This window comes from Haloarcula sp. H-GB4 (genome assembly GCF_030848575.1).
Lineage (GTDB): Archaea > Halobacteriota > Halobacteria > Halobacteriales > Haloarculaceae > Haloarcula.
On record NZ_JAVDDX010000001.1, the window covers coordinates 1006987 to 1032902 of the forward strand.

At 62.4% G+C, this 25916-nt stretch carries 26 protein-coding genes; 10 read left to right on the forward strand and 16 right to left on the reverse strand.

Going from position 1 to position 25916, the window contains the following annotated elements; translation table 11 throughout:
- Window positions 1-21: 21 nt before the first annotated feature.
- The 4 genes from RBH20_RS05245 to RBH20_RS05260 all read right to left on the reverse strand — a co-directional run bounded on the left by RBH20_RS05245 (window position 22) and on the right by RBH20_RS05260 (window position 3293).
- On the reverse strand, window positions 22-1245 hold the full coding sequence (locus tag RBH20_RS05245) for a nucleotidyltransferase family protein (protein WP_306706234.1): 1224 nt from the start codon (window positions 1243-1245) through the stop codon (window positions 22-24).
- Window positions 1239-2153: a hypothetical protein gene (locus tag RBH20_RS05250; RefSeq protein WP_306706236.1), complete on the reverse strand. Its 915-nt coding sequence runs from the start codon at window positions 2151-2153 to the stop codon at window positions 1239-1241. The genes RBH20_RS05245 and RBH20_RS05250 overlap by 7 nt, the downstream gene beginning before the upstream one ends.
- Window positions 2154-2578: 425 nt before the next feature.
- Window positions 2579-3094, reverse strand: a complete 516-nt coding sequence (locus tag RBH20_RS05255; protein WP_306706238.1) for a lasso peptide biosynthesis B2 protein — start codon at window positions 3092-3094, stop codon at window positions 2579-2581.
- The gene (locus RBH20_RS05260; RefSeq protein WP_306706240.1) at window positions 2997-3293 is read right to left on the reverse strand and encodes a PqqD family peptide modification chaperone; all 297 of its coding nucleotides are present in this window, start codon (window positions 3291-3293) and stop codon (window positions 2997-2999) included. Before RBH20_RS05260 ends, RBH20_RS05255 begins: the two co-directional genes overlap by 98 nt.
- A 148-nt stretch (window positions 3294-3441) precedes the next feature.
- Between RBH20_RS05260 and RBH20_RS05265 the strand changes: the two genes are divergently transcribed.
- A complete protein-coding gene (locus RBH20_RS05265; protein ID WP_306706243.1) occupies window positions 3442-5250 on the forward strand; it encodes an ABC transporter ATP-binding protein in 1809 nt (602 codons plus the stop codon).
- Between the two features lie 32 nt (window positions 5251-5282).
- Here RBH20_RS05265 and RBH20_RS05270 read toward each other — a convergent pair whose 3' ends face one another.
- On the reverse strand, window positions 5283-5783 hold the full coding sequence (locus RBH20_RS05270) for a hypothetical protein (protein WP_306706245.1): 501 nt from the start codon (window positions 5781-5783) through the stop codon (window positions 5283-5285).
- The gene (locus RBH20_RS05275) at window positions 5780-6691 is read right to left on the reverse strand and encodes an RsmB/NOP family class I SAM-dependent RNA methyltransferase (RefSeq protein ID WP_306706248.1); all 912 of its coding nucleotides are present in this window, start codon (window positions 6689-6691) and stop codon (window positions 5780-5782) included. Before RBH20_RS05275 ends, RBH20_RS05270 begins: the two co-directional genes overlap by 4 nt.
- 87 nt (window positions 6692-6778) lie before the next feature.
- On the opposite strand from RBH20_RS05275, the gene RBH20_RS05280 reads away from it, so the two are divergent.
- From RBH20_RS05280 to RBH20_RS05295, 4 genes are read left to right on the forward strand one after another with little or no spacing between them, the layout of a single operon-like run.
- Window positions 6779-7516, forward strand: a complete 738-nt coding sequence (locus RBH20_RS05280; protein WP_306706250.1) for a proteasome assembly chaperone family protein — start codon at window positions 6779-6781, stop codon at window positions 7514-7516.
- Entirely contained in the window at window positions 7516-8511 is a 996-nt protein-coding gene (gene sppA, locus RBH20_RS05285) for a signal peptide peptidase SppA (RefSeq protein ID WP_306706252.1), read from the forward strand. Before RBH20_RS05280 ends, sppA begins: the two co-directional genes overlap by 1 nt.
- Before the next feature lie 40 nt (window positions 8512-8551).
- The gene (locus tag RBH20_RS05290) at window positions 8552-9673 is read left to right on the forward strand and encodes a DUF373 family protein (RefSeq protein ID WP_306706254.1); all 1122 of its coding nucleotides are present in this window, start codon (window positions 8552-8554) and stop codon (window positions 9671-9673) included.
- A 35-nt stretch (window positions 9674-9708) separates the two neighbouring features.
- Window positions 9709-10428 carry a diphthine--ammonia ligase gene (locus RBH20_RS05295; protein ID WP_306706257.1) on the forward strand — a complete coding sequence of 240 codons (720 nt, stop codon included), beginning with the start codon at window positions 9709-9711 and terminating at the stop codon, window positions 10426-10428.
- A gap of 28 nt (window positions 10429-10456) precedes the next feature.
- On the opposite strand, the gene RBH20_RS05300 is transcribed toward RBH20_RS05295, so the two are convergent.
- Complete coding sequence (locus RBH20_RS05300) at window positions 10457-11425, reverse strand: NDP-sugar synthase (RefSeq protein WP_306706259.1); 969 nt, start codon at window positions 11423-11425, stop codon at window positions 10457-10459.
- Window positions 11426-11509: 84 nt separating this feature from the next.
- Between RBH20_RS05300 and RBH20_RS05305 the strand changes: the two genes are divergently transcribed.
- Window positions 11510-12157: an NUDIX hydrolase gene (locus tag RBH20_RS05305; protein WP_306706261.1), complete on the forward strand. Its 648-nt coding sequence runs from the start codon at window positions 11510-11512 to the stop codon at window positions 12155-12157.
- A gap of 25 nt (window positions 12158-12182) precedes the next feature.
- Here the strand turns inward: RBH20_RS05305 and mce are convergent, their stop codons facing one another.
- Together mce and RBH20_RS05315 are read right to left on the reverse strand one after the other, a co-directional pair.
- Complete coding sequence (mce, locus tag RBH20_RS05310) at window positions 12183-12572, reverse strand: methylmalonyl-CoA epimerase (protein WP_306706263.1); 390 nt, start codon at window positions 12570-12572, stop codon at window positions 12183-12185.
- A gap of 83 nt (window positions 12573-12655) precedes the next feature.
- Window positions 12656-14338 carry a methylmalonyl-CoA mutase gene (locus RBH20_RS05315; protein ID WP_306706265.1) on the reverse strand — a complete coding sequence of 561 codons (1683 nt, stop codon included), beginning with the start codon at window positions 14336-14338 and terminating at the stop codon, window positions 12656-12658.
- 129 nt (window positions 14339-14467) lie between these two features.
- Between RBH20_RS05315 and RBH20_RS05320 the strand changes: the two genes are divergently transcribed.
- The gene (locus RBH20_RS05320) at window positions 14468-14941 is read left to right on the forward strand and encodes a peptidylprolyl isomerase (RefSeq protein ID WP_306706268.1); all 474 of its coding nucleotides are present in this window, start codon (window positions 14468-14470) and stop codon (window positions 14939-14941) included.
- A gap of 22 nt (window positions 14942-14963) precedes the next feature.
- On the opposite strand, the gene RBH20_RS05325 is transcribed toward RBH20_RS05320, so the two are convergent.
- Window positions 14964-15548, reverse strand: coding sequence for a GNAT family N-acetyltransferase (locus RBH20_RS05325; RefSeq protein ID WP_306706270.1), 585 nt, complete (start codon window positions 15546-15548; stop codon window positions 14964-14966).
- Window positions 15549-15655: 107 nt separating this feature from the next.
- On the opposite strand from RBH20_RS05325, the gene RBH20_RS05330 reads away from it, so the two are divergent.
- The gene (locus RBH20_RS05330; RefSeq protein ID WP_306706273.1) at window positions 15656-16360 is read left to right on the forward strand and encodes a helix-turn-helix domain-containing protein; all 705 of its coding nucleotides are present in this window, start codon (window positions 15656-15658) and stop codon (window positions 16358-16360) included.
- 26 nt (window positions 16361-16386) lie between these two features.
- Here RBH20_RS05330 and RBH20_RS05335 read toward each other — a convergent pair whose 3' ends face one another.
- Genes RBH20_RS05335 through RBH20_RS05355 form a run of 5 tightly spaced genes read right to left on the reverse strand, consistent with a single transcriptional unit; the run spans window position 16387 to window position 21325 of the window.
- Window positions 16387-17124 carry an ABC transporter ATP-binding protein gene (locus tag RBH20_RS05335; protein WP_306706275.1) on the reverse strand — a complete coding sequence of 246 codons (738 nt, stop codon included), beginning with the start codon at window positions 17122-17124 and terminating at the stop codon, window positions 16387-16389.
- Window positions 17117-17872, reverse strand: coding sequence for an ABC transporter ATP-binding protein (locus RBH20_RS05340; RefSeq protein ID WP_306706277.1), 756 nt, complete (start codon window positions 17870-17872; stop codon window positions 17117-17119). The genes RBH20_RS05335 and RBH20_RS05340 overlap by 8 nt, the downstream gene beginning before the upstream one ends.
- A gap of 1 nt (window position 17873) precedes the next feature.
- Complete coding sequence (locus RBH20_RS05345; protein ID WP_306706279.1) at window positions 17874-19022, reverse strand: branched-chain amino acid ABC transporter permease; 1149 nt, start codon at window positions 19020-19022, stop codon at window positions 17874-17876.
- The gene (locus tag RBH20_RS05350; protein WP_306706282.1) at window positions 19022-19966 is read right to left on the reverse strand and encodes a branched-chain amino acid ABC transporter permease; all 945 of its coding nucleotides are present in this window, start codon (window positions 19964-19966) and stop codon (window positions 19022-19024) included. Before RBH20_RS05350 ends, RBH20_RS05345 begins: the two co-directional genes overlap by 1 nt.
- Before the next feature lie 9 nt (window positions 19967-19975).
- Window positions 19976-21325: an ABC transporter substrate-binding protein gene (locus RBH20_RS05355; RefSeq protein WP_306706284.1), complete on the reverse strand. Its 1350-nt coding sequence runs from the start codon at window positions 21323-21325 to the stop codon at window positions 19976-19978.
- A gap of 246 nt (window positions 21326-21571) precedes the next feature.
- On the opposite strand from RBH20_RS05355, the gene RBH20_RS05360 reads away from it, so the two are divergent.
- Window positions 21572-22441 (forward strand): SDR family oxidoreductase, encoded by an 870-nt coding sequence (locus RBH20_RS05360; protein WP_306706286.1) that lies wholly within the window; start codon window positions 21572-21574, stop codon window positions 22439-22441.
- Between the two features lie 144 nt (window positions 22442-22585).
- Complete coding sequence (locus RBH20_RS05365) at window positions 22586-24607, forward strand: AMP-binding protein (RefSeq protein WP_306706288.1); 2022 nt, start codon at window positions 22586-22588, stop codon at window positions 24605-24607.
- On the opposite strand, the gene RBH20_RS05370 is transcribed toward RBH20_RS05365, so the two are convergent.
- Window positions 24608-25798 carry an MFS transporter gene (locus RBH20_RS05370; RefSeq protein WP_306706290.1) on the reverse strand — a complete coding sequence of 397 codons (1191 nt, stop codon included), beginning with the start codon at window positions 25796-25798 and terminating at the stop codon, window positions 24608-24610.
- Window positions 25799-25916 lie beyond the last annotated feature (118 nt).

Consider the following 25916-nt stretch of genomic DNA (forward strand, 5'->3'; position numbering starts at 1 on the left):
TATCAAAGGAGCAATCGTTGTTCAGGTCGCTTCGTCACGTCGCTTCTCAGAAGGCTGTCGCCGCCACTGTGGCGTTTCGAGGAGGAGTCGGAGCGGCCAAATGACGTAGTACAGCGGATGCAGCGGGCCGGGGAGCGGGCGAAACTGGTACTCCGAGTAGGTCGGGTGAAGTGACGAATGTAACAGCAGGAGCGGCAACAGCGCTGTCATCGAATCGCTGGCAGCCAGATAAAACCGAGCGGCTTCGAACTGTGTGGGCGCCTCTGGCGTCCCAGCGGCCAGCGACTCAACGACGGTTTCGGCTAATTCGGACACGCGGCTGTCCGTACGAAGGCGGTCCAGTAGCGGCGCTGGGAGGGTGTACCCGAAGACAGCACGGGCAAGCGCGGCCCCAAGCAGTAGATTACGCTCGACGCCAGTTTTTTGCGCCCGAGCGAGGACGTGTGACCAGTCGGCGTCTGTCGACTCCAGTGCCGCAACGAAATCACAGAGCCACTTCAGGAGATACCAGCGGTGCTTGGTTCCGTGGAACGCTAACACGAGCAGCCGATCTGGCTGTGCAAGTGCTGGAAGCGGTTGGCCGCCGACCGCTATGGTGTCGCGGCGGTCCCAGAGTTCACTGAACGGGATGGAGAACGGTCGCTCGGCATCGCCCACGCGCCAGCGAAGTTCCACGTCGAACTCCGGACCACGCATCTCGTACTCGTGAACGATTGCCTTCGTCACAGGACCGCCTAACAGCGCGGCGTCATCCAACCGCGGCGTGCCCCCGCGCCACTCATATCCTCGTCCTTCGAGAATATCCGCAGCGGCGGGGATATCTTCTGGGTGGACGAGCAGATCTAGATCGTTGTACTCACGCACCGTTGCGTCGTCGTAAGCGGCGGCGGACAGCGCCGGCCCCTTGAACGGTATCGCACGGACACCACGCTTCTCAAAACTCTCGATTATCTCCTGTAACTCGGTCGTAAACGCGAGATTCCGCATCCGTTTTCCCTGTACGATGCTGCTAAGTCGTGTCAACACGGCCGCTGGCACGGTGAACTCATCATCACTCTCGCGTGCCATCGCTTCCAGTCCCTCATAGAGGAGTTGCACAACACCGTGATACTGGGCGAGTGCAACGACGCGGTCCCAGTCTGGCGTCCCATCCACCGCGGGAGGATCGGGGGAAGCGTCGGTGACGACTGCGGTACGAGCACAATCGACGACCACCTGAAGTTCGGGTTCAGCCTCCGTCAGCATGAGTCACTCTTGAGATCAGACTGAATCCGGGCTGCGACATCCGGAATCGCATCGAGATTTCGCGGTCGGCGAAGCCGTTTTATATCAGTCATCTCGACAATCTCTCCGCAGGTGCTGAAATTGGACGCGGCCTGGCCGTCGGCTTCCAGCGCGCCCAGCGTGTATGTATTATCCACGAGCGCCATGACCTGCTCGTCCGGCCTGACTGCGTCCACCTCGATTGTCTCGCCGTCTTCGAGCAGGTAAATCCGTTCTAGCGGCACCGGGGTCGCGGGCTGGTCGTGCCTGAGCCCATAGAAGTGCCGAGGGCGACCGCTGTGGACCTGTTCCGGCGGCTCGACCGGAGGATCAAACACCTCGACCGCCTCCGGATCGAGTTTCATCGATGGGTAGCCACTTCGGACGACTGGTCCCGCATCGTCCAGCGCTATCGCAGCTACGTCATCGCTCAGGACACGATGTCCGTCGAGCAGGCAGGCCATCGCAGTTGTCGTTTTTCCGACTCCCGACTCCCCAACGAACGCCACTGCGCGCCCGTCGATGCTGACGGTACTGGCGTGCAGCACGAAGTAGCCCCGTTGATCCAGCAGGTGGTTCAACGCTGGGCCGACCAGTACGTGGCGGAGGACTTCGCCTGGCACGTCCGAGGCCGGGTCTACAGCGATGGATTTCCCGTCGAGAATTCTGACCGTTGCGGCATCGTACAGAAGGTAGTATTCGCGCTCGGTTACCGCGTGAAAGGTTGACCCGGACGCAGCCGATAGTGGGCGGGGAATCCGTTCCTCAGTGATAGTGACATCAGCCTGCCCGTCAGGCGCTGTCTCAACGGGCGGAAGCTCCGGTACGTCGAAGGCCGAGCGGACTGTCAGCCCAAAGGCTTCGTACGTGGCTGTGTTTGCTGTCGCCATCCGACTAGTGTCCTCCCCGCATAGTTGTCCATCGATTCCGTCTGTGGTGAGACACACCCCAGCTACGACACCCCTGGTTCATACCAGACCGCTTGACTGCTGTGGTGGATAAGAATGGACTCTCTACTCCCAGTACACAACCACGAAACCGTCGCAATGTATCCACTGAATAGTGCCAGTATCGAGTACTGATAAAAAGAGGAGTCCGCTAGATGTGTGAACAGACTGTGGACGCTAGCTCCACTTCCCGTATCCGTCGTCGTGATCCCACCAGTTCGTCTTTTCTTCGACAGTTCCGTACGTTTCGACCGACGGCGTTTCGTATTCCTTCATTGGTTACCTCCACATCTGCTTTCAGGCATATATGTATTTGTTATATTATCTATTACTGCTGAATTTCAACAGAATAGGGTGTTTACTATCCGTTAGTCGCGTACTTCGCGTTCCGTGAGTGGTCGGAAACGCCCAAAGTCGTCGACATCCCCGATAAGGACATCACCGTTTGACTCGACCCAAGCATGAGCCTCAAACGTATCGGACTGTGTATCCACACCGAAGCGGAGACAATGTGGCGAATCACTCGCCTTCAGCAATGTACTCCCAGTGAGTGCCCGCTCAAGACAATCATAGGTGCCCGGAAGACACGATCCAGCTGTCGAAACCGCCCAGCGTACTGACTCTGGTGATCCAGACTGTCGATGACACGGGAAGAACTGGGAGACTGTGCCGAAACAGCACTCTGCATCCTCCAGCCCGGCGACTGTAAGCAGTACTTTGCTCGCAATGATCAGTACCACTGCTTCACAGAGCAATAGCTTCTGCGCCCGTGACAACGCCCTGAACTCACGGAGTCGGGTTCGCATCGACCTTGATGAGTTGCTCCGCGGCAAGCGTTTCCAGAAAGCGTTCCACATCATTTGCGGCCCGGTTCCTGTCGACATCGTACTCTTTGACCAGCGCCGAGACGACTGCCGCTGGTTCTGTCGGTTCCTGAATTCGGTCCCAGATGTCCGGGCCGACCCCTGACAGGCCCTGGTACCGTCCCGTCTCGTTGTTGAGCAACACGATTTCGCCGTCGATAGTCGTGGTGACGCAGTCGTCAGTTGCGACAACAGTCGATCCGGAATCTATCGCGACCATATGGATATCGGCGATACTCGCACTATTTGTTATGGCCTCTTTTCGCCTCCATGGTGACTCTGGCTGCCGTTAGACGTGCCCTTCGCTCCCAAACGACCCGGCCGTAGTAAGCCGGTAACTATGCCGCATAGAAACCGCATCCTGAACAATGGCTACGACTCCTTCCGTCAGTGAAAAATACGCATCGTTGCGCCGCGTAGCGTTGTACCGGCCGGCACTGACGGGGAGTATCGTCGCTGCCAGCCTCTTCGTGATGCTACTGGAGGGTGTTGGCCTCTCGTTCCTGTTTCCGATACTCGACGCCGCACAGGCTGGGCAGGGTCTCCCGCTTCAGGCGGACGGCGTCACCGGCCAATTCCTTTCCGCGTACGCCGCTGCGGGACTCCCGCTCACACTCGAATTTTTGCTGTCCGGTCTCGCGTTCGTGATGGTTGTCCGATATACAGCGTCGTTTACCGTGAAATGGCTCGCGGCGAAGCTCACACAGACGTACGAACGTGACCTCAAAGACCTGGCCTACGAACTGGCAATGGGCGCGTCAGTCGGCTACTACGACGACAAAGGGTCCGATGACATCATAAACACGATTCTGACACAGACCCGGTACGCCGGCCGTGTCATCGGCCGGATAATCCAGTTCTTCCAGCAGGGAATCCTCTGTCTGGTGTATATCGGAATCGCACTGGCTATCGCTCCGGTGCTAGCAGTCGGTGCGGCTGTCGCCCTCGGCGGTGTCACGGCAATCATCAGATACGGCATCGAGCCCGGGTACGCTGTTGGCGACCGTGTGGCGACGGCAAACGAACAGCTGCAGGAGACAACACAGGCGGGGACGCAAGGTATCCGTGACGTGAAGCTGTTTGGTATGCACGACGGACTGCTTGCTGAGTTCCGGTCCACACTCGACCGGTACACCTCTACTAGCGTTGCCGTCCGCCGGAACCAGGTTGCAATCGGAAGCCTCTATCGCCTCTCGGTCTCGCTGCTCCTGTTTGGGCTCGTCTACGTCGCCATCAGTTTTCGGGCGCTATCTATCGCGGAACTCGGCGTGTTCCTGTTCGCGATGCTCCGACTCGCCCCCCGGCTGAGTTCGCTCAACTCTACCATCTACGCTATCGAGGGAGAGCTCCCACATCTGGTCCGAACCCACCAGTTCATCGACCGCCTCGAAGCCCAGCAGGAGCCAACTGGCGGGCAGTCGGTCCCAGACCGAATTGGGGAAATCGCGTTCGAGAACGTCTCGTTCGCCTACGAGGACGAGCCAGTGCTTGCGGACTTCTCGATGGCTGTCGAGCGAGGGGAGTTCGTCGGCATCGTCGGGGAGTCCGGTGGCGGCAAATCAACAGTTGTCTCGCTGCTCACGCGACTCTATACCCCGGATAGTGGTGATATCCTGGCGAACGGGACGCCGATTTCGGCCTATGCCCTTGAGGAATGGCGTGACGCTGTTGCGATGGTTCGACAGGACCCCCACATCTTCAACGATACGTTGCGGTACAACCTCACTGCCGGCCGCGATATCTCCGATGAGACGCTCTACGAAGTCGCTGAGAAGGCACTCGTTCTCGAGTTTCTCGATGACCTTCCACAGGGGCTCGACACGGTGTTAGGCGACGATGGCGTGAAACTCTCCGGCGGACAGCGTCAGCGCGTCGCACTGGCCCGGGCGCTCCTGACCGACGCGGAGGTGCTTGTACTCGATGAAGCCACTAGCGACCTCGACTCAAATCTGGAACGGCAAATCCATCGTACTGTCGAGACGCTTGACGGGGACCAGACTGTGATCGCAATCGCCCACCGTCTCTCGACAGTCTCGAACGCCGACCGAATCTACACTGTTGAGGACGGGCAGGTCACAGAACAGGGTAGCCACGCCGAACTGCTTGACGGCGACGGGACATACGCGGAGCTGTACGCGATGCAGGGAACGGCAGCCACACAGTCTTCCAGTGGCTAACTGGTTCTCAGTGGGACGGGTGGGTCGTCGGGTTAGACTTCTCGCCGGCGCCCTTTCGGCACCTGTGACCTGAGTTCGCCGTAGACGTACAGGCCGACGCCAACCGGTTCAGCCGCACCAGCAAGGTCGTGAGTGACGACGAGATACCCCCAGTCACCGTCCCAGTCGAGTTCTTGATCCTCGCCGGCCACGAACGCCCGGGCGGTGTCCTCATCGAGGTGGATGACGTTCTGGCTGGCGTACTCGCCGAACCGCTGGACGGCTTCCAGCGTCGGCTTCCAGTGTTCCTGACGCGTTCGCAGGAACGTCATTCCCAAGCCCTCGATGTCCACCGGCGACGGCGGGCTGCCCTGATACAGCCATAGTTTGCCAGCACCGCGCTCCCAGAAGGTGTACCCCTCGAAGGTCTCCGGCGGGACGCCAAAGCGTTCAGCCCAGAAGCCGAGCACTTCCTGTCGGGTCGCTCGCTCGGGGTCTTCACGCGCTTCGTCCGTCTCTGGGAGTCGCGTGAACTCAGTGCTCTGGTTGCTCATTCCGCGGGCACCTCCAGTTTCGCACAGAAGAACCCGCCCGTGTCGTTGTGGTGCGGGTAGATGCGCTTAGCGCTGGTTACGCTGGGGTCGAAGCTCTCGTCTTCCCACTCGGTGATCCCCGGTGCATGATCGAGCGGGAGGTCGTAGTCCACGATTTCACAGGCGACCTCGTCGAGCACGTAGTCCAGCACGGCCTCGTTTTCTTCCGGGGCGAACGTGCAGGTGGAGTAGACGACGGTCCCCCCGGGCTCAGTCACCTCGACGGCGCGTTTGAGGATGCCCTTCTGGACGCCGGAGATACCCTCGACGTGCGAGAGCGACCAGTCCTCCAGCGTGTCGGGGTTCTTTCGGATAGTCCCCTCACAGGAACAGGGGACGTCGACGAGCGCCCGGTCGTACCCCTTGCCGCCGAAGGGCTTGAGCGAGTGGTTGCGGCCGTCCTCGTGGGTGACGGCAACCGTCGTCGCCCCCAGTCGCTCGGTGTTGGTCCGCAACGCCGAAATCCGCCCGAGGTTGTTGTCGGTTGCGACGACTTCACCGGTATCCTCCATCAGCGCGGCGAGCTGGGTCGTCTTGCTCCCCGGTGCCGCACAGGCGTCCCAGACCCGCTCGCCGGGCTGGGGGTCCAGTACGGTCGCCGGAATCACGGACACCTCCTCCTGCCCGTGAATCCAGCCGTGGAAGTACGGCCAGTTCGCGCCGGGGGAGTCCTCGGGCAGGACGAACAGGCCGTCGTGCCAGTCGACGGGGTCGTAGGCGATGTCTGCATCCGCAAGCGCCGTCCGGACCCGCTCGACGGTGGCTTTGATCGTGTTGACCCTGACAGCCGACGGCAGCGGGCGTTCACATGCGTCGATGAACGCCTCGAAGTCGTCGATGATGGGTCGGTAGCGGTCGAGTGGTTCCATTGTCCGGCGTTCGCTGGCGGTCGGTTTGTGGGTTTCGAACGGCACCGGCCCATGGCTTTCAAGCCGTCGGCGGACGATATCTGAGGTATGGCACACATACAGGTCCACCGCGACGACATTTCCCTCGACTCACCCACACTGATCGAGGGACTCCCAGGGGTCGGACTCGTCGGCAAGATAGCCGCTGACCATCTTGTTGATGTCTATGACATGGAGTACTACGCGTCGGCCCACTGCGAAGGGTTGCCAGAAATCGCCGTGTACGGAACGGACGACCCAGAGGTTCGCCCGCCGGTCCGGCTGTACGCGGACGAGGATCGCGACCTGCTCGTCCTCCAGAGCGACGCACCGATTTCCCCATCCGGTGCGACGGAGTTCGCCGGCTGTATGGTCAGCTGGTTCGAGTCCAGCGATGCGACGCCGGTCTACCTCAGCGGCCGTCCTGCTGAGAAAGACGGGGTTCCAGACGTGTACGGCATCTCGACGGGCGACGGGGCGGCAATGCTTGCGGAGGCGGACGTAAATCCGCCCTCGGAGAACGGCGCAATCACTGGGCCGACCGGCGCACTAGTCCATGAATCGCAGCGAACCGGGCTGACGAGCGTCGGACTTATCGTCGAAGCCGACCAGCAGTTCCCCGACCCGGAAGCGGCGCGGGCGCTCCTGCAGACGGGTATCAGTCCGCTCACTGACTTCGAGATCGACACCGAGGCTCTGGTCGAGCAGGCCGAGGAAATCGGTCGAGCCAAGGCGCAACTCGCACAGCAGCTGCAGGAGAATCAAGAGGAGAGCACGAGCGCACGGCCGCTTGGGATGTATCAGTAATGGCGGGCGCAGACGACATCGTTCGCGGGTTACTGGTCATAGCTATCGTCGGTATCGGGACGATCTTGGGGTGGGTGCTGTTTGTCAGGACGCCCGACAATCTTGCCCAGTTACTTGGCGTCCTGCTGGTCATCGCTGTCGCCGTCGCGACCGCCCGTATCGGCAGCAACATCGCCGGCTCTCTCCTCCCGGCACACAACGTCGCGGAAGTCGCCGTCGAAGGGCCGATCAGTCGTGACGGCGGTGGTGGCATCACCAGTCCGCCAGTCGGTGCGTCGGCCCACAATATCGTCGAACAGATCGAACGCGCTGATTCCGACCGGGGCTCGGAGGCACTGCTTCTGAAGCTGAACACCCCGGGTGGCGAAATCGTCCCCAGCGAGGACATCCGAATCGCCGCCGAGCAGTTCGACGGGCCGACCATCGCCTACGCGACGGACGTCTGTGCCAGCGGCGGCTACGATATCGCCGCCGGCTGCGACGAACTGTGGGCGCGTGAGGGCTCTATCGTCGGCTCAATCGGCGTCGTCGGCTCACGGGTCAACGCCAAGGAACTGGCCGACCGCCTGGGCCTCTCCTACGAGCAGTTCACCGCCGGTGAGTACAAGGACGCCGGCGTCCCGCTGAAGGAAATGTCCGAAGACGAGCGCGAGTACCTGCAGGGCATCGTCGACGACTACTACGACCAGTTCATCGACACCGTGGCCGAAGGCCGCGAGATGGACGCCGAGACGCTCAAAGACACCGAAGCGCGAATCTTCCTCGGCGACGAGGCAGAAGAACGTGGGCTCGTCGACCGTCTCGGGACGCGTGACGACGTTGAGGCGAGTCTGGAGCAACGGCTGGGTGAGGACGTGACGATCAATGAATACGAGCCCGAGCGCGGATTGACGGGCAAGCTCCGCGGGGGCGCACAGCAGGTCGCGTTCGCGCTGGGAGCGGGTATCGCCGGCGTCGCTGACGGCGATATCGAGGGCCTCTCCTTCCGGCGATAGCTCGGGAGGTTTTTTATCCGGGGACCGCCTTCGCCGTAGTGTGACCACGCTGGTGGTGTGTATCGACAGGGACAGTCCGGCCACAGCCGCGTGTCCCGTTGTCGGCCGCGACGCCGTCGAGTCACTCATCACACAGACGGGGGTCGTTGACCCGGAAGATAGTCGGGTCAACTGCCTCCTCGAAGGACTCGCAGTCGCGGATGAACTCGATGCTGAGGGGTCCGAGCCGGTCCTCGCCGTCGTCGGCGGCGGGAGCGACAGCGTCGGCTCGGATCGGGAGATCGCCAGCCAGATCGACAGTCTGGTCGCCGAGCACGACCCGGGCTCCGCGGTCGTCGTCGTCGACAGCGCCGACGACGAGCGGCTGGTCCCCATCATCGAGAGCCGCGTTCGGGTCGATGCCGTCGACCGCGTTGTCGTCCGCCAGGCCCGCGATATTGAATCGACGTACTACCTGCTCAAGCAGTTCCTGGCCGACGAGGAACTGCGCAAGACGGTGCTGGTCCCCGTCGGCATCATCATGCTCGCGTTCCCGCTGTTGCTCGTCGTCACCAGCCCGACCATCGCCGTCGGCGCTATCGCGGCCGCCATCGGCGTGTTCCTCATCTACAAGGGACTGGGTATCGACGCGTACCTCTCGCAACTTCCCAGCCAGACCCGGGAAGCGCTGTACTCGGGACAGGTGTCGCTCGTGACCTACGTCGTCGCCGCCGGCCTCTCGCTCGTCGGAGTTTTCGCCGGTGTGCTGGGCGTTTCTGCGGTCGGTGATATCAGTCCCTTCCTGCTTGCAAACCGCTTTGCCTTCGCGTCCGTGCCGTGGCTGACCGGCGCGGCGTTGGCCGCTTCGCTTGGCCGCCTGCTGGACGAACTCATCCAGCAAGAGGGGGTTCGGAGCGCGTACGTGAACCTCCCGTTCGGTGCGGTCGCTGTCGGGCTCGTCGTTCGCGGCTTTTCTGCGTACTTCCTCGAACGCGGTGGCGTGTTTGAGCCGTTTCAGGTGCCGGAGACGAACCTCGGCATCGTACAGATTCAGGGGTTCTTGCTGGATGCAGGGACCCGCCTCGCGCTGTTCATCCTTGCAGGCATCCTCATCAGCCTCGTTGGCGTCAGGGTGGCGACCTACGTCAGCCACACCGATATCGAAGACGAACTGGTGGAATAGACAGCGATTTACGCCGCCGACAGCTATCAGCAGCCATGACAGACGGCGCGTGGGTTTCGTTGTTTTCCGGCGGTAAAGACTCCTCGTGGGCGCTGTACCGGGCACTGGAACGGGGCCACCCCGTCGAGCGCCTAGTGACGGTCCACCCGGAGGGCGACTCATACATGTACCACGTTCCGGCGACCCGGTTAGCCCGCTTAGCTGCCGAGAGCATCGGCATCCAACTGGTCGAAGTCGAACCTGATGACTTCGGAGCCGACGACGTGCCTGACTCGGGCGAGCAGGGCGATGCCGAACTCGAACCGCTGGAAGCAGCACTGCGAGAACTCGACGACGAGCTGGACGGCGGTATCACCGGCGTCACTGCCGGGGCCGTCGAAAGCGAGTACCAGACGACCCGCATCGAATCGATGGCCGACCGCCTCGAAGCCAACGTATTCGCGCCGCTGTGGCAGGAGAACCCCCGCGACCTCGCCGACGCGATGCTGGACGCCGGCTTCGAGATACAGATTATCCGCGTTGCCGCCTACGGCCTTGACGAGTCCTGGCTGGGTCGCACGCTCGACGCCGACGCGCTCGACGAACTGGAGGCACTCAACGACGAGTACGGCGTTCACATCCTCGGGGAAGGCGGCGAGTTCGAAACGCTCGTCACTGACGGCCCGCACATGGACCGCCGGATCGAAATTGAGTACGAGACGCAGTGGGACGGCAGTCGCGGGTCAGTGCAGATCGAAGACGCGTGGTTGGCGTAATCAGGAAAGACAGAACGGCTGGGTGGGGCTAATTTCCGTCGGTCAACTGCGTGTGCGCGCCGATGAGTGCGCCGGCGAGGTCTAGACGCTCGACCTGTGTATCCCGGTCGATAATCGACTGGCGGATGTCCGAATCGAGGATAGTTGTATCCGGAAACACGATGGTGCCGTCGAGACTGGAGTTGACGACCTCGGCTCCCGAGAGGACGTGGACGTTCTCGCCAAGCGTGGTGTTCTCGATGGTAGCGTCTTCCGCGACGACGTTGTCCCCGTCGAGTTCCCATGCGACGGCTTCCAGATAGCTTTCGGGCGTCCCGATGTCATACCAGGCGTCGTCGAAGGTGAACGCACGGACAGGCCCGTCCTCGACGAGCCACTGGATGAACCAGCCGGGTTCGTCGGGATTGTTCCCGTCTTCGAGATACTCGTCGAAGCGGATCGCATCGGCCGGGAACGCATAGCAGGCAATCGAGACGAGTGTGCTGTTGGGGTCGTCGGGCTTCTCCTGGAAATCCGTGACCTCCTCGCCGTCGAGTTCGATGAGGCCGTAGGAGCTAGCCTTTTCCAGGGACCCGACATCGTAGGCGGCGAGCGTGGGGTCGTCGTACTGTTCGAAGTAGTCGATAAACTCGGCGATGTCGAAGCTGATGAGATTGTCGCCAGCGATGACGAGAAGGTCTTCGTCGCCGAGTCCTTCTCGGTCGACTAGCTGGGCGAGCGCACCGACGACGCCGAACTTCTCGTCTTCCTCGGCAGTTTCCTCGACGGTCAGAGACGCTTTCTCGAAGCGACTCGCGGCGATGTGGTCCCGAAAGTCATCGGCAAAGCGCTGGTTCGTACTGACAAACACGTCCGTGATGCGATCGTCCTCCTCCAGCTCGCTGAGAATCCGGTCGATGACAGTCGTTTCACCGACAGGGAGCAGCATCTTGGGCCGGTGCTTGGTGACAGGCCAGAGCCGGGTGGCGTACCCGCCTGCAAGGACAATCGCTTTCATGTCCAGAAGCAGACAACCAGAATACAAGTTCTTTTTCATCGGCTGGACCACGGCACTTATCGGTGACCCGGAGTACAACCTCGTATGACTGACGACGCTGACGGCCCTGAGACTGGGGTGGGAGATGCGAACCTCACGGAAAAGATCAACCAGACGAACGTCGACGAGCGTATTTCGAGTCTGGAAGCGGCCTACGACGAGGTACCGGTCATCGAGGAGACCTTCGAGCTATCGCCCGACGAATACGCTGACGTGTTCACTGCGACACGCGGGACGGGCTACTCCGGGAACAGCGTCGTGTTCGTCACCCGTGGCGGCTCCGATTTCCCAGAGCTGAGCGATCAGATACCCGATCAGGCGGCCGGCGACACCCGTGACCGGGTCTTGCTGGTGCTTGGGCGCGGCGCTGATATGTGGGCGCTGCCGGGCGGCGGCAAGGGCGACGAGTACGAGTCGGTGCAAGGGACTGCCGTGCGCCGTGTCAACGAACAGACTGGTATCCGCTGTACAGTCACCGGCGTCGCGGAGGTCGTTCACTCGAAGTACTATCCCGACACCGACGCGCAGGGGTCGGTGCACACGCTGGACATCTACCTCGAAGCTGAGTACAAGAAGGGAAGTCTCGATGTGGACGAATCGGAACTCGTCGGTGCGGCGTGGTTCGCGGAGCCGCCCGAGCGGCTAACTCCCGGTGCCGAAGAACAGTTTGCGGCCTTCCTCGACGACGAGTGAGTCCGGGACCGGGACGGGCTCTTGGTTAGTGCTCGACTAACTCAATGAGCACCCCACCGGTCGTCTTCGGATGGAGAAACGCCACGTCGTGACCCCACGCGCCCGACCGTGGCTCCTCGTCGATGAGATCGATACCACAGTCGCTGACTGTCTCTAGCGCGGTGGCGATGTCGTCTGTCTCTAGAGCCACGTGATGGATACCCGGCCCGTTGCTGTCGAGGTATCTAGGAATCGCGCCGTCGGCATCCGGCAGCGGTTCTAGCAGTTCGAAGTACCCGTTGCCCATCTCCAGAAACGTCACCTGCAGACCGTCGAACGTCTCCTCATGGACGACCGGTGTTTCGAAGGCGTCGGCGAACAGTTCCGAGAGCGGGTCGGCGTCGTCCGTCGCAATGCCGGCGTGGTCGAATTGCATGGACGACCGTACACCGGGATGGATTATAATTCTGGGAGCATGGGCAGCTGGAAAACAGGCTGTGGTCCGCGTTTCAACCGACCTTACATCGACGACCCGGGCTGGTACTCGCCGAACACGTCCCGGAGTACGTCACACACCTCGCCGGTCGTGGCGTACACCTTCACGGCGTCGATGATATAGGGCATGACGTTCTCGTCACCCTCGGCGGCCTGTCGGAGCGCGTCGAGTTTCGCTTCGACGGCCGCCTCGTCACGCTCTTCCCGAACTGTGGCGACGTTGTCCTGCTGGGCCTGTTCGACGGCCTCGTCGACCTCTTCGATATCCTGCTCACCCTCTTCTTCGACCTGATACTCGTTGACGCCGACGATGATGCGCTCGCCCGCCTCCTGTTCACGCTGGCGTTCGAAGGCTACGTCCTGAATCTGGCGCTGGACCCATTGCTCCTCGATGGAGCGGCGCATCCCGCCGCGTTCGTCGACCTCCTCGATGAGTTCGCGGGCCTCCGCTTCGAGTTCGTCGGTCAGCGACTCGACGTAGTAGCTCCCGGCCAGCGGGTCGATGGTGTCCGCCGCACCGGACTCGTGGGCGAGAATCTGCTGGGTGCGCAGTGCTGTCCGGACGGACTGCTCGGTCGGCAGGCCGATGGCCTCGTCCTTGCCGTTGGTGTGGAGGCTCTGGGTTCCGCCCAGAACGGCCGCCAGCGCCTGGTAGGACACACGGACGACGTTGTTCTCGATCTGCTGGGCGGTCAGTGTCGAGCCAGCGGTCTGGGTGTGGAACTTCAGTTGCTTGGATTTGGGGTTCTGGGCGTCGAAACGCTCGTCCATAATTTTCGCCCAGAGGCGACGTGCGGCCCGGAACTTCGCCACCTCCTCGAAGATATTGTTGTAGGAGGCAAAGAAAAAGGATAGCTGCGGGGCGAACTCGTCCACATCCAGCCCGGCCTCGATAGCGGCCTCAACGTACTCGATACCGTCACCGAGGGTGAACGCGATCTCCTGGGCGGCCGTCGAGCCGGCCTCGCGGATGTGATACCCCGAGATAGAGATGGTGTTGAATTTCGGCGTCTCAGCGGCACAAAACTCGAAAATGTCGGTGATGAGCCGCATCGAGGGCTCCGGCGGGTAGATGAACGTGTTCCGGGCGATATACTCCTTGAGTACGTCGTTCTGGATGGTCCCGCGGAGTTCCTCGCGGTCGACGCCCTGCTTGTCGCCGACAGCGATGTACATCGCCAGCAGCACCGAGGCAGGGGCGTTGATGGTCATGCTCGTCGAGACTTCGTCCAGCGGGATGCCGTCGAACACGGTCTCCATGTCATCAAGCGAGTCGATGGCGACGCCGGTTTTGCCAACCTCGCCGGCGGCCATCGCGTGGTTGGAGTCATACCCCATCTGCGTGGGGAGGTCAAACGCCATCGACAGCCCGGTCTGGCCCTGGTCGAGCAGGTAATTGAACCGCTCGTTGGTCTCCGTCGCGGTCCCCATCCCGGCGTACTGGCGCATCGTCCAGAGTCGGCCCCGATAGCCGGTCGGATACACGCCGCGGGTATACGGTTCCTGACCGGGGAACCCCAGATCCTCCTCGTAGTCGAGATCGGAGATATCTTCCGGGGTGTACAGGCGGTCTACCTCGTGTCCTTCGGTATCCGTGGTGAACGTCTCCTTGCGTTCGCCAAAGCGGTCGACGGTGGGCTGGACGTCGTCTTCCTCCCACTGAGCCTTCGACTCCCGTATCTCCTCCAGCTCGTCGGGGTCAAACATGGACGGATTGTCGGACGGCGGAGGCTTAAGGGTTCTTAAATCCTTCACGATTTGTAATACGAAGCCTGTGGTAATCCACGGCGTGCTGTTCCGAGGTGGGTTTATATCGTCGCATTCTACCGAGGACGTATGCCAATCGAACCGGGTGACGGCGTTACCATCGAGTACGTCGGTCGCTTTGAGGACGGGACCACCTTCGATACGTCACGTCCCGAAGTAGCAAGAGAGCACGGACTGATCGAGGCACAGGGCGTCGATGCGAGCGAGTACGCACCGCTTTCCTTTACTGTCGGTGGAGGAGAGATCATTGAGGGAATCGACGAGGCGCTCGTCGGCATGGCCGCGGGCGAGGAGGCCACTGTCACGGTGCCCCCAGCCAAAGCCTACGGCGAGTTCCAGACTGACCGAATCCGCGAATACGACCCCGAAACGTTCGAGAGCATGGTGGGAAAAGAGCCGGAAGTCGGAACCCACGTCGAGGCTGAAAACGGACTTCATGGGGACGTAACTGCTGTCCGAGACGACGCCGTTGAGGTCGACTTTAACCACGAACTGGCCGGCAAGACGCTCGTGTTCGATATCGAAGTCGTCGACGTCAGATAATCAGTCCGTCGTCGTCGGATAATCAGTCGCCCGTGTCATACTTGTAGGTCGCTTCGTCGGGGTCAATGCCGAAGTCTTCAGGACCCTCTTCTGGCTCGGGTTCCTCGGACTCGCCGGCGCTGGCCTGCTTGAACCGATTGCGGAGGTGGCCGGGCACCTCGAAGCGGTCGACAGCCACCCGAAGGGGCACCGCGTCTGGCTGGATGTTCTCCTGTTTGGTCGCGAGCCGGTCCCGGAGCGAGTCGGGGAGTTGCGCCGGTTCGATGCGCTCGAAGCCAAACTTCGCGAGGAACTCCGAGGCGTTCGTCAGCGAGTAGACGGTGTCAAACCCCTCGTCACCAGCGTATTCGACCAGTCGCTCGATGACGTGTGCGCCGACGCCCTGATTGCGCCATTCGGGCAGGACGCCGATACTGGTCAGTTCACAGACAGACACCTCGTCGCTCTTGTGGATACGGATGCGGCCGAATCCCGCCTTCTCGTGACTTTCCTCGTCGATAGCGACGACGTAGTCCCGGGATCTAAAAGCCGTCTCGTCCAGCCCCATCTCTTCAATACGGTCGAGCAACCAGACTTCCTCGCGGTTTTTCGCATCCCGGACGTACATACCACAAAGTTAACTGCCTCAGTCAAAAGGGTTTGCGGCGTGATTGAGACGGGAGACGACCCAGCGGAGAGGCAATCACTAAGACAGTTCCACATGATTGATTGTTCATGATATCGCTCGAGATGGACATGGTCCAGTACGACTGTCCGTACATCGACACAACACGGGACTACGAGGTGTCGTTTCTGGCCAAGCAGTGGGATTTCCACCCTGTCGAGCGGGAGCTGGAGACGCGGATCATGGTCAACGGCGCAGATCGTGAGGAATTAGATCGCGGGCTGAACGCACTGGAGACACACGACCACATGGAGTCCTATCAGCTTCTCCGCCGGAAGGGCGACTTGGCGCTCATCCGTTCACGCATTGACGAGACGAACGCGATGAGCGTCATCCGCGACCACAGCGGCTACATTACCGGACCGTTCCGAATCCGAGACGGATCGGAAATCTGGCACGTCGGCTTCGATACTGAACGCGTCGCGGAGGGAACCCTGTCGGAACTAGAACGGGACAACGACTACACGATCCGGTCCCGGGAATCGGTCGACCTGGAGGACTACTACGACCTGCTACAGAACATCAACTCGGCGAAGCGGCTGGTTGACGGCTGTCGGGAACTCTCGGAGGTGGAACGAGACACGCTGGAGAAGGCCGTCGAAGGCGGTTATTTCGACACGCCGCGCGACGCAACTTTGTCATCGCTTGCCGAGGAGTTCGACGTGTCGAAGATGGCCATTTCGAAGAACCTTCGGCGCAGTCAGCGGAAGATACTCGATCGCGTCACGACAGCGATGAACGATGTGACCGAGTGAGAGCGGCGGTGGGGCTGTGTGTGCTGCTACTCCGCTCCGCTACCCTGCATCAGCTTCTGGATGTCTTCGTCCGCTGCCAGCTCCTCCGGATCACCGCTGGCGACGATATCCCCGCGCTCAATGACGTAGAGGCGGTCAACGACCTCAGGGACGTGCGTGACGTTCGATTCAGCGACGAGAACCGCAATCCCGCGGTCGTTGATGGCCCGGATATGGCGCTTGAGGTTTTCGACGACGACTGGAGCTAATCCCTCCAGCGGTTCATCGAGGATGAGCAAATCAGGCTGGAGTGCGAGCGCCCGCCCGATGGCGACCATCTTTGCCTGGCCGCCACTGAGGTTCTGGACCTTCGCGTCCCGGCGGTCATCGAGTTCGGTCAGTACGTCGTAGACACTCTCGATGACCGCGTCCTCGTCATCGATACCGCGAGCAGGCCCGCTGGTCCAGATCGGGAGTCGGAAGTTCTCGTCGACGGTCATTCCGGTGAACAGCTTCCGGTCTTCGGGCTGGTAGCCGATGCCCCGCTTGGGAATCAGCTCCGAACGGATGCTGGTCAGCTCCTCGCCGCGGAACGTGACTGAGCCGCTCCAGACCGGTGTCAGGCCCATGATGCCGCGGAAGGTACTCGTCTTGCCAGCCCCGTTGCGGCCGACCAGCCCGACCGCCTCCCCGGCGTTCACGTCGAGGTCGACGTTCTCGGTCACCTGAAACCCCTCGACGGCAGCATTGAGGCCGCGAACGGACAGCAGCGCGTCGTTACTCATCCTCGCCCACCCCCAGCAGGAGCCGTCGAAGTTCGTCGTCGGTTTCGAGCATCGTTGGCGGACCGACCCCGTGGACAGTCCCCTGATGAAGCGCGACGACGCGGTCGGCGTACTCCGTGACGATATCCATGTCGTGTTCAATGGTGACTGTCGTGACGCCTTCGGCCCGGCCGACCTCAACAATCGTCTCGATGACGTACTCCTTTTCCCGGGTCGACACCCCGGAGGTCGGTTCGTCGAGCAGGAGGTAGTCCGGGTCGAGGCCGAAGGACATCGCCACGTCGAGCAGTTTTCGGTCACCGTGGGGGAGCTCCTCGGCGACGGTGTCGGCCGCGTCTCCGAGCCGGAACTTTTCGAGCAGTTCCTCGACCTGCGACTCGACCTCCTCGTGGCCGTCGGCCATCGAGAACAGGCTCCAGGTCTTGCCCTGTTCGGTCAACACGACCGTCCGGAGGTTCTCTCGGACCGTCATCTCCTCGAACACCTTGACGACCTGAAAGCTCCGGGCGATGCCGGCGTCGACACGACCGTTTGCCGACATGCCGGTGATATCGTCGCCGTCGAGGACGATGGACCCCTCGTCCGGTGAGAGAAAGCCGGTAAGGAGGTTGACGAACGTCGTCTTCCCGGCCCCGTTCGGACCGACGATGAAGACGAGTTCGCCCTCGTCCTTACCGAATTCGAGCGTGATGTCGTCAGTTGCGACCAGTTCACCGAAGGACTTCCGCAGATTGCGTGCTTCGAGCATATCAGTCGACTCCGAAGAGGATTATCCGCAGGCTGGTCAGCGCCTCTGTCACCTTCCGTTCTATCGACTGCGCGGCGGTCCGGCCCCACGTCGACAGGACGGACGGTTCCCGGCGCAGTTCACTGAGCCGCGTGTTGACGATGCCGCCGGACCGGAGCGACCCGACGATGCCCCGCGGGAAGCCGTACACGAGTATCAGGAGCACCATGCCGGTCAGGAACTCGTAGTACTGGGTCACGTCCTGACCAACGTCCTGCAGGAAGACGAGGACGACACCGCCGATGAGCGGGCCGACCAGCGTCCGGAACCCGCCCAGAATCGCCATGAACAGGATGTCGCCCGACCGGAGGAAGAACAGCGTCCCCTCAGGGCGGACGTACTGGCGGACGACGGCGTACAGCCCGCCCGCGACGCCGCCGTAGATGCCCGAGATGACGAACGCGGCCCAGACGTACCGCCGGACCGGCAGACCGATGAACCGCGCCCGGGTCCGTTCCTGCCCGATGGCGTCCAGGGCGTTGCGGAACGGTGACTGCGTGATGCGGTACATCACGAACAGCCCGATGAGGATGACGACCACCGTCAGGTAGTACGTCAGGATCTGGTACACATCGGGGCTGAACGCGGTCCCGAACAGGAGCGGCTGGTTCGCCGGCCCCGGCCGAATCGGGAGCCCGTCGCTCCCGCCGAGGGCACTCTGGCCGAGTGCGATGGCGTACAGGAGTTGGCCGAAGGCCAGCGTCAGGAGGGCGAAGTACAGCCCGGTGTGTCGCAGCGACAACACCCCGATGATGGCCGCCATCACCGTCGCGGCGGCAATGGCTCCGAGCAACAGCAGCCCGACGCTCTGGACACCGGCGTAGCGCGCGAGGACCGCGGTCGCGTACGCGCCGGTGCCGAAGAAGGCCGCGTGGCCGAACGAGGTGAGCTTCGTGTGCCGAAGCAGGAGGTTCAGCCCGACCGCCGCAAAGCCAAACAGCAGGCCCTGATGGATGACGCTGAGCTGGAGGCTATCTGAGAGGCTCGCGATGTCGGGAATGACGAACAGGAACACGACCCCCAAGACGAGGAAGGCTGCTTCTCGTCGCGTTACTTCGACTCCGAGGAAGCGATACGCCGGCGTTCCGTCGCGGTCGACGCGCTCCGGCATCACGCTGTCTCACCCCATGTTCCGAACAGCCCTTCGGGCTTGACCAGCAGGATGAGCGCCATGATGGCGAACGGGGCCGCGATCTCGCCCGGCGGGTAGAGTGTAATCATCCAGCTCCGGATAATGCCGACCAGGAGTGCGCCGACGAACGCCCCGCGGAGGCTGCCGAGGCCGCCGATGACGATGACGACGAAGGACAGCACCAGTGGATTGGTGCCCATCTCCAGGGTCGCCGATGTCGGCGGCACTGCCACCGCACCGGCGAACCCGGCGAGGAACGCGCCCAGCGCGAACACGAGTGTGAACACGCGGTCAGTGCTGACGCCGATCGCAGTCGCCATCTCGCGGTCGATGGCCGTCGCGCGGATGATTCGGCCGGTCTTCGTGCGCTCGAAGAACCAGAACAGGCCCACGACGACGACCGACCCGACGAGGATGACAAACACGTTGTAGGTCGGGTAGTTCAGCCCGACGAGTTCGCTCGTCGGAATCGCGTTGATGGCGCTGTAGACGGCGTCGGTCCGGATCGAACTGTCCCCCCAGATGAACTTCTTCACGTCGAGGAGGATGAGCAAGAGGGCGAAGGTCAGCACCAGCTGGTACACCTGGTCGCGGTCGTAAATCTGGCGCAGGAACACCGCTTCAAAGAGCGTTCCCACGGGAAGGAGGATGGCTGCCGTCACCAGCACGGCCGCAAGAACCGCGAGTATGAACACGGCGGTACCGACGACGCCGCCCCCTGGTGGGCCGATGACGCCAATGATGAACCCGAACACGCCGATGGCGGTGTACGCGCCCAGCGAGAACAGTTCCCCGTGAGCGAGGTTCAGGACGTCCAGAATGCCCAGGATGACAGTCAGTCCAGAGGCGATCATGAACAGGATGAACCCGAATTGGATGCCGTTGAGCGTCTGGACGAGCGCAGCTGTGGGTGTTACGGCCATGGCTCGGTATCAGGCGCTCCAGCTATCCAGCCAGTCGCTCCCGGTGACGCCCGGCGGTGGTGCTGTCTCGGTGGCGGCGTAAGTGTTCACGTCCTCAAGTCTGGCCGCGCCGAGGTCGTCGTCGTACACCATCTGCCCGGCAAAGGAGTTCGACGCGCCCTGATGGTCCTCGGCGATGTTGTGGTAGCCGGCCGGGGTGAAGAAGCCGTGTCCCTCCAGAACCTGCGCGATCTGCTCCTGAGTTGGGTATGTACCCAGCAGGTCGATGGCCTTTTCGACGGCCGTCGCCCAGGCGGTGACCGCCCCGTACCCGCTCATGTAGTGTGCCGTCGGAACTGTCACGCCATCCTGCTGTCTCGCGGCGTCGAACAGCTCGCGGCCGGGCTGCCAGTTTCCGGGTGCCGGCAGGCCCCAGTAGTAGTTCCGCGACCCGGAGTAGATGTCCGTCCCAGCCAGTGCATCGCCCGGCACATCGCCGGCCGCGCTGTACAGCGTCGTGCCGAACACCGTCGTGTTCTCGAACATGTCGTTGGCGTTCGCCTGTCTAACGAACGTCGTCACGTCGCCGCCCCACAGACTGGAGAAGGTCACGTCCGGCTCCTCGTTGTTGATCGAGGTGATGTGATTCGCCATGTCGCTAGCTCCGAGTTCCGGGAACCCCTCGTAGACGACTTCGGCGTCCGTGAGTTTCTGGATGGCCTGCGTGAACACCCGCATCTCGTCCTCGCCGAAGGAATAGCCGGGGTTGACTCCGGCGACAGTCGAGATGTTGTCCGCGCCGATGCGCTCGACGGCCTCTCGGGCCATCGTCACCACTTCCATAATGTCGTAGTTCTGGAAGCGGAAGGAGTAGGTCGGGTCGGGGACGGTTTCCTCGTAGAGCGTCGTCACCGTCCCGTCGGTGCTGACGTTGATGATTTCGTTTTTCTCAACCTCGGGGGCGATCTGGCTGTGGGTCCCGCTGGAAATCGGGCCGAACGTCACCTCTTTCCCCTCCTCTATGAACTGATTATAGCTGTCGAGCGGATTCGACCCCTCGTTGACGACATCCAGTTCGATCTCTCGTTGCCCACCGATACCGCCCGCTTCGTTGATGCGCTGGACGGCGAGTTCGGCCCCACGCTGGGCCTGAATTCCGAGTACGCCCGGTGCGCCCCGCGTGAAGGTCAACAGTCCGGCCTGTATCGGTTCGTCGGAAATCTCACCGCCGGACTGCCCGCCCTGGTCTGCCGCCTCGCCGTCGCTCAGCAGCGTTGAGCAGCCAGCGAGCGCTGCGGCGACGGCTGAGCCGCCGACGGCGGAGAGCAGTTTTCGCCTGCCGATGCCACCAGTGTCATGGTCCGTTGTCGTTTGTTCCATAGGTGTGTCCCAATACGCCCCGGACAAGCCCGGGCTGTCTGGTCACGCGGTGTGTGCCACGCTCACAGGGATGACTGAGTCTTCCGACGTAACCCACGAATAACGGGAGGTTTACACGTAAACCACGTCGCCGGTGAGACAGCGGAACAGCGTTCTCACGCCGGGCTGCGACAGCACCACAGCAGTCAGTCGGGTATACATGTCAACCCGCCCCTATTCGGACATGTCTAAAGAACATGTGACTGAATGGCATCCAGCACCTCTCACGAACGGCTCGAAGTCGAGCCAATCGACGAATCTTCGATCCTATTCGTTGACGACGACCACTACACGAGCAACACTGTCTGTCTGGTGACCGGCGGCGGGTCGGGCATCGGCCGGGCGACGGCGCTGGCGATGGCCGCCAACGGGGTGACCGCCGTCGCTACCGATATCGACGACGAGGGGCTCGACGAAGTCGCGACGACTGCGACGGACCTCGACCTCGATGGAACCGTCGAGACAGCGACCGGCGACCTCGCGAACGACGCGGACATCGAGTCCATCGTCGAGACCGCGGCCTCTCACGGCACGGTTCGCTATCTTGCCAACATCGCCGGCCTCCAGCACATCGACGCCATCGAGGACTTCCCCATGGAGAAGTACGACCAGATGCACGACGTGATGTTGCGCGCGCCGCTTGCCCTCTCGAAGCGCGTCATCCCGCACATCCGCGGCACCGACGACGGCGTGGGTGCCATCGGGAACATGGCGTCGGTCCACGGCCACTACGTCACCTCGGATAAGGTGGCCTACAACGTCTCGAAGTTCGGCCTGCGGGGGCTGACACAGTCTATCGCCGCCGAGGGCGGTGACGGCCTCCGTGGGTTCTCCATTAGCACGGGCTACGTCAAGACGCCGCTAGTCGTTGACCAGATTCCCGACACCGCTGAGCAGCGGGGCATCAGCGTCGACGAGGTCATCGACGACGTGATGCTGAGCCAGGCCCGGGTCAAGGAGATGATGGACCCCATCGACGTGGCGAACCTCTTCGTATTCGGCTTCTCGACACACGCCGACCATCTCAACGGCGGAGACCTGCTGTTCGACGGCGGCATGACAAAAACGTACGAGTGAGACAGTGGCGTGAGGCGATGAGCTGCCAATGCGCCACACACAGACGGCGCGGAACCAAGCTCCCCGACCGGCACACGCGTCTGGCGTCCCGGGCGGCGGTACGGGTTTATACCAGACAGACAAACACTACGGAACACTGACGCAATGAGCGAACAAGACCACGTAGACTCCATCGTCCACGAACCGAGCCACGCGTTCGTCGAGTCGACGAACGTCTGGGAGTTCATGCAGGAATACGATATCGACAACTACGACGAACTCATCGAGCGAACGACCACCGACCTGCCCGAAGAACCCGACTCGGGTGTCGAGTGGTTCTGGGACCTGCTCCCGGAGTACCTCGACATCGAGTTCTTCGAAGAATACGATCAGGTCCGGGACAATAGTGAGGGGCCGCAGTTCACCGACTGGTACGACGGCGGGACAATCAACGCTGCCCACAACGTCCTGGACCGTCATGCAGCACGGGACAGCCCAACCCGGAACACGGTCGCGCTCATCTGGGAGGGCGAGCCCGGCGACGTGCGGGAGGTTACGTACCACGAACTGAACCGGCAGGCCAGCAAGGTAGCGAACTATCTGGAATCCGTCGGCGTCGGCACCGGCGACACCGTCGGGCTGTACATGCCGATGGTCCCCGAAGTCGCATCGATCCTGTACGGCTGTCTCAAGGTCGGCGCGATCGCCGTGCCGATCTTCTCCGGGTTCGGCGTCGACGCGACAGCGACCCGTATCGCGGACGCCGAATGTTCTGTCCTGTTCACCGGCGACGGCTTCTACCGGCGGGGCTCCGGGGTCCACCTCAAGGGAAGCGCCGATGAGGCAATCAAGCAAGCCGGCGAGGAACTCGGGACGACACCGGTCGAACATACTGTCGTCTACGACCGTCTCGGCATCGCCGACGACCCCGACGAAACGATTCGCTGGACCCGCCGCGACGAGTGGTGGGACGAGGCTATCGAGACCGCCGACGACGAGTACGCGGCTAAGGAACTCCCAAGCAATCAGGAGTCGATGCTCCTGTACTCCTCCGGGACGACCGGGAAACCGAAGGGCATCGTCCACACGCACGCCGGCGCGCTCATGCAGGCAGCCAAGGAGATCTACTTCGGCTTCGACCACAAGCCGAGCGACCGCTTCTTCTGGGTGAGCGACATCGGCTGGATGATGGGGCCGTGGACGCTGCTGGGGAACCACGCTTTCGGCGGTACCGTCTTCATGTACGAGGGCGCGCCGGACCACCCGGAGCCGGACCGCTTCTGGGAGATGATCGACCGCCACGACATCACCACGTTCGGCGTCTCACCGACCGCAATTCGGGCGCTTCGCAAGAAGGGCGACGAGTGGCTGGAGGGGCACGATCTCTCCAGTCTGCGGCTGCTGGGCTCGACCGGCGAACCCTGGGACCCCGAGAGTTGGCAGTGGTTCTACGAGCACGTCGGGGATGAGGACTGTCCCATCATCAACATTTCCGGCGGAACCGAGATCATGGGCTGTTTCCTGATGCCGATGCCGATCCAGTCACTCAAGCCCTGCACGCTGGGTGGTCCAGGGCTTGGGATGAATATCGACATTGTCGATTCCGATGGCGAATCAATCGCCGACACACACGAGCGCGGCTATCTGGTCGCCAGGGACTCCTGTCCCTCGATGACCCGGTCGCTCTGGTCGGGTGACGACCGCTACCTGCACGAGTACTGGTCGACCTGGGACAATGTCTGGGACCACGGCGATTGGGCCCAGAAAGACAAGGACGGCCTCTGGTTCCTCCACGGCCGGGCCGACGACGTGCTCAACGTCGCCGGGCGGAAGGTCGGGCCGGCAGAGGTTGAGGGCGCGGCAATGGAACACGACGCCGTCAATCAGGCCGCCGCCGTCGGTGCGCCGGACGACACCACTGGCACTGCCGTCGTCCTCTACACCGTGCTGGAACCCGGCTACGAACCCGACGACGACCTCCGGGACGACATCCGCGCCGCCGTCGGCGAGGAACTCGGCAAGCCGTTCCGGCCCCGCGAGGTGCTGTTCGTCGACGAGTTCCCGAAGACTCAGAGCGGGAAGATCATCCGCCGAGCGATTGCCGGCGTCTACCGCGGCGAGGACCTGGGCGATATGTCCAGCATCGAGAACCCCGCAGCGCTGGACGAGGTTCGGGAAGCGTCGTAGTCAGCCCCCAACGGCATCTCCGGCCGGCTTCTCCAGTCGTAGCAGTCCGGGCAGCGCAAGCACCGCGAGAACGATCTCCGTCCCGCCAGCGACGAGGAACGCGATGGGGTAGCCGAAGGCGCCAGCGACGGTGCCACCGATAAGGATGCCGGCGAGGAAGCCGACGCTGCCGAAGATGTTGAACCCGGCCATTGCAGTGCCGCGCTCCGTCTCGATGGCGAGGTCCGAAACGAGCGCCATCGTGGCTGGGGCCATCAGTGCGCCGATAACGCCGGTCAGTACCATCCCTGTACCGGCGATGGCCACCGTCGGAGCCTGTCCAACGCCGATTACCGTGAGCCCGTACAGTACCGACCCGACAACGATAGGAGCAGTTCGACCGATGCGGTCAGAGAGTACGCCAAAGGGATACTGCAGCAGGGCGAACGGGGCGAAAAACAGTGCCAGCATAACCCCGGTTTCGCCGGGCCCCAGTTCGAACGTTTCCCTGAAATACAGAGTTCCGACGAGTGCGAAAAAGCCCGCAGTGAGCCGGTCAATGAACCCGAAGGCGTACGGCACACCGAGCGTTGGCCGCTGTTTGAGCCCGGACACGGTCGCGGCCAGGCCGGACCGCCCGTCCGACGGTGCGCGGTCGGTCACGAGCAGGGCGGCCACTGCGACAACGAGCGACAGCGTGCTCGCCACGTACAGCGGGAGCGTCGTCTGGATTTCGTAGAGTTGGCCGCCGAGTGGCGCACCAAGCGCCGTCCCGCTGCCGATAGCGATGCCTGCCGCACCCATGTTCTTGCCGTGGCCGCCGCCGAGGTCCATCAGCATCGTCATCGCCAGCGAGAACGCGGCGATAGTGGCCCCACCCTGAAGGACCCGCAGGGCCAGCACGCCCGCAAACGGGAGCGAGACAGCGCCCGGGAGCCACGCGATGAGGGCATACAGAACTGCGCCTGCGCCCGCCCCGCCGGCGATGTACGGTGTACGCCGTCCGGTGGCGTCACTGAGTACGCCCCACACGCCGGCGAAAACGACGAACGCCCCGAACTCAGCGGCCAAGAACCACATACTTGCGTTCAGGTCCGTCGTCGCACCCAGCGACCGGACGAGCCTGTCGACACCCGGATACAGCAAGACCTGCGCCAGTAACACGGCGAAGATAACGCCCGCGAGAACGCCCCGGTCTGTGCGGTCCGTCACAGGCAACGCTACAGCGACCCGAGAAAAATAGATGTCGGACCCGAATACGGAACGCTGCTCGTAGAACGCTACAATGACCGACGACAGAACAGAGCGTCCGCTAACTCAATCCAATCTG

Excerpts from the sequence above, each read along its gene's own strand:
- RBH20_RS05260 (WP_306706240.1), bottom strand. The coding sequence starts at position 3,293 with ATGGTCGCGATAGATTCCGGATCGACTGTTGTCGCAACTGACGACTGC.
- RBH20_RS05345 (WP_306706279.1), bottom strand. The coding sequence starts at position 19,022 with ATGCCGGAGCGCGTCGACCGCGACGGAACGCCGGCGTATCGCTTCCTC.
- RBH20_RS05265 (WP_306706243.1), top strand. The coding sequence starts at position 3,442 with ATGGCTACGACTCCTTCCGTCAGTGAAAAATACGCATCGTTGCGCCGC.
- RBH20_RS05320 (WP_306706268.1), top strand. The coding sequence starts at position 14,468 with ATGCCAATCGAACCGGGTGACGGCGTTACCATCGAGTACGTCGGTCGC.
- RBH20_RS05275 (WP_306706248.1), bottom strand. The coding sequence starts at position 6,691 with ATGGAACCACTCGACCGCTACCGACCCATCATCGACGACTTCGAGGCG.
- RBH20_RS05335 (WP_306706275.1), bottom strand. The coding sequence starts at position 17,124 with ATGAGTAACGACGCGCTGCTGTCCGTTCGCGGCCTCAATGCTGCCGTC.
- RBH20_RS05280 (WP_306706250.1), top strand. The coding sequence starts at position 6,779 with ATGGCACACATACAGGTCCACCGCGACGACATTTCCCTCGACTCACCC.
- RBH20_RS05270 (WP_306706245.1), bottom strand. The coding sequence starts at position 5,783 with ATGAGCAACCAGAGCACTGAGTTCACGCGACTCCCAGAGACGGACGAA.
- RBH20_RS05365 (WP_306706288.1), top strand. The coding sequence starts at position 22,586 with ATGAGCGAACAAGACCACGTAGACTCCATCGTCCACGAACCGAGCCAC.
- RBH20_RS05305 (WP_306706261.1), top strand. The coding sequence starts at position 11,510 with ATGACTGACGACGCTGACGGCCCTGAGACTGGGGTGGGAGATGCGAAC.
- RBH20_RS05355 (WP_306706284.1), bottom strand. The coding sequence starts at position 21,325 with ATGGAACAAACGACAACGGACCATGACACTGGTGGCATCGGCAGGCGA.
- mce (WP_306706263.1), bottom strand. The coding sequence starts at position 12,572 with ATGCAATTCGACCACGCCGGCATTGCGACGGACGACGCCGACCCGCTC.
- RBH20_RS05315 (WP_306706265.1), bottom strand. The coding sequence starts at position 14,338 with ATGTTTGACCCCGACGAGCTGGAGGAGATACGGGAGTCGAAGGCTCAG.
- RBH20_RS05255 (WP_306706238.1), bottom strand. The coding sequence starts at position 3,094 with ATGTCGACAGGAACCGGGCCGCAAATGATGTGGAACGCTTTCTGGAAA.
- RBH20_RS05340 (WP_306706277.1), bottom strand. The coding sequence starts at position 17,872 with ATGCTCGAAGCACGCAATCTGCGGAAGTCCTTCGGTGAACTGGTCGCA.
- RBH20_RS05250 (WP_306706236.1), bottom strand. The coding sequence starts at position 2,153 with ATGGCGACAGCAAACACAGCCACGTACGAAGCCTTTGGGCTGACAGTC.
- RBH20_RS05245 (WP_306706234.1), bottom strand. The coding sequence starts at position 1,245 with ATGCTGACGGAGGCTGAACCCGAACTTCAGGTGGTCGTCGATTGTGCT.
- RBH20_RS05295 (WP_306706257.1), top strand. The coding sequence starts at position 9,709 with ATGACAGACGGCGCGTGGGTTTCGTTGTTTTCCGGCGGTAAAGACTCC.
- sppA (WP_306706252.1), top strand. The coding sequence starts at position 7,516 with ATGGCGGGCGCAGACGACATCGTTCGCGGGTTACTGGTCATAGCTATC.
- RBH20_RS05350 (WP_306706282.1), bottom strand. The coding sequence starts at position 19,966 with ATGGCCGTAACACCCACAGCTGCGCTCGTCCAGACGCTCAACGGCATC.
- RBH20_RS05360 (WP_306706286.1), top strand. The coding sequence starts at position 21,572 with ATGGCATCCAGCACCTCTCACGAACGGCTCGAAGTCGAGCCAATCGAC.
- RBH20_RS05325 (WP_306706270.1), bottom strand. The coding sequence starts at position 15,548 with ATGTACGTCCGGGATGCGAAAAACCGCGAGGAAGTCTGGTTGCTCGAC.
- RBH20_RS05330 (WP_306706273.1), top strand. The coding sequence starts at position 15,656 with ATGATATCGCTCGAGATGGACATGGTCCAGTACGACTGTCCGTACATC.
- RBH20_RS05300 (WP_306706259.1), bottom strand. The coding sequence starts at position 11,425 with ATGAAAGCGATTGTCCTTGCAGGCGGGTACGCCACCCGGCTCTGGCCT.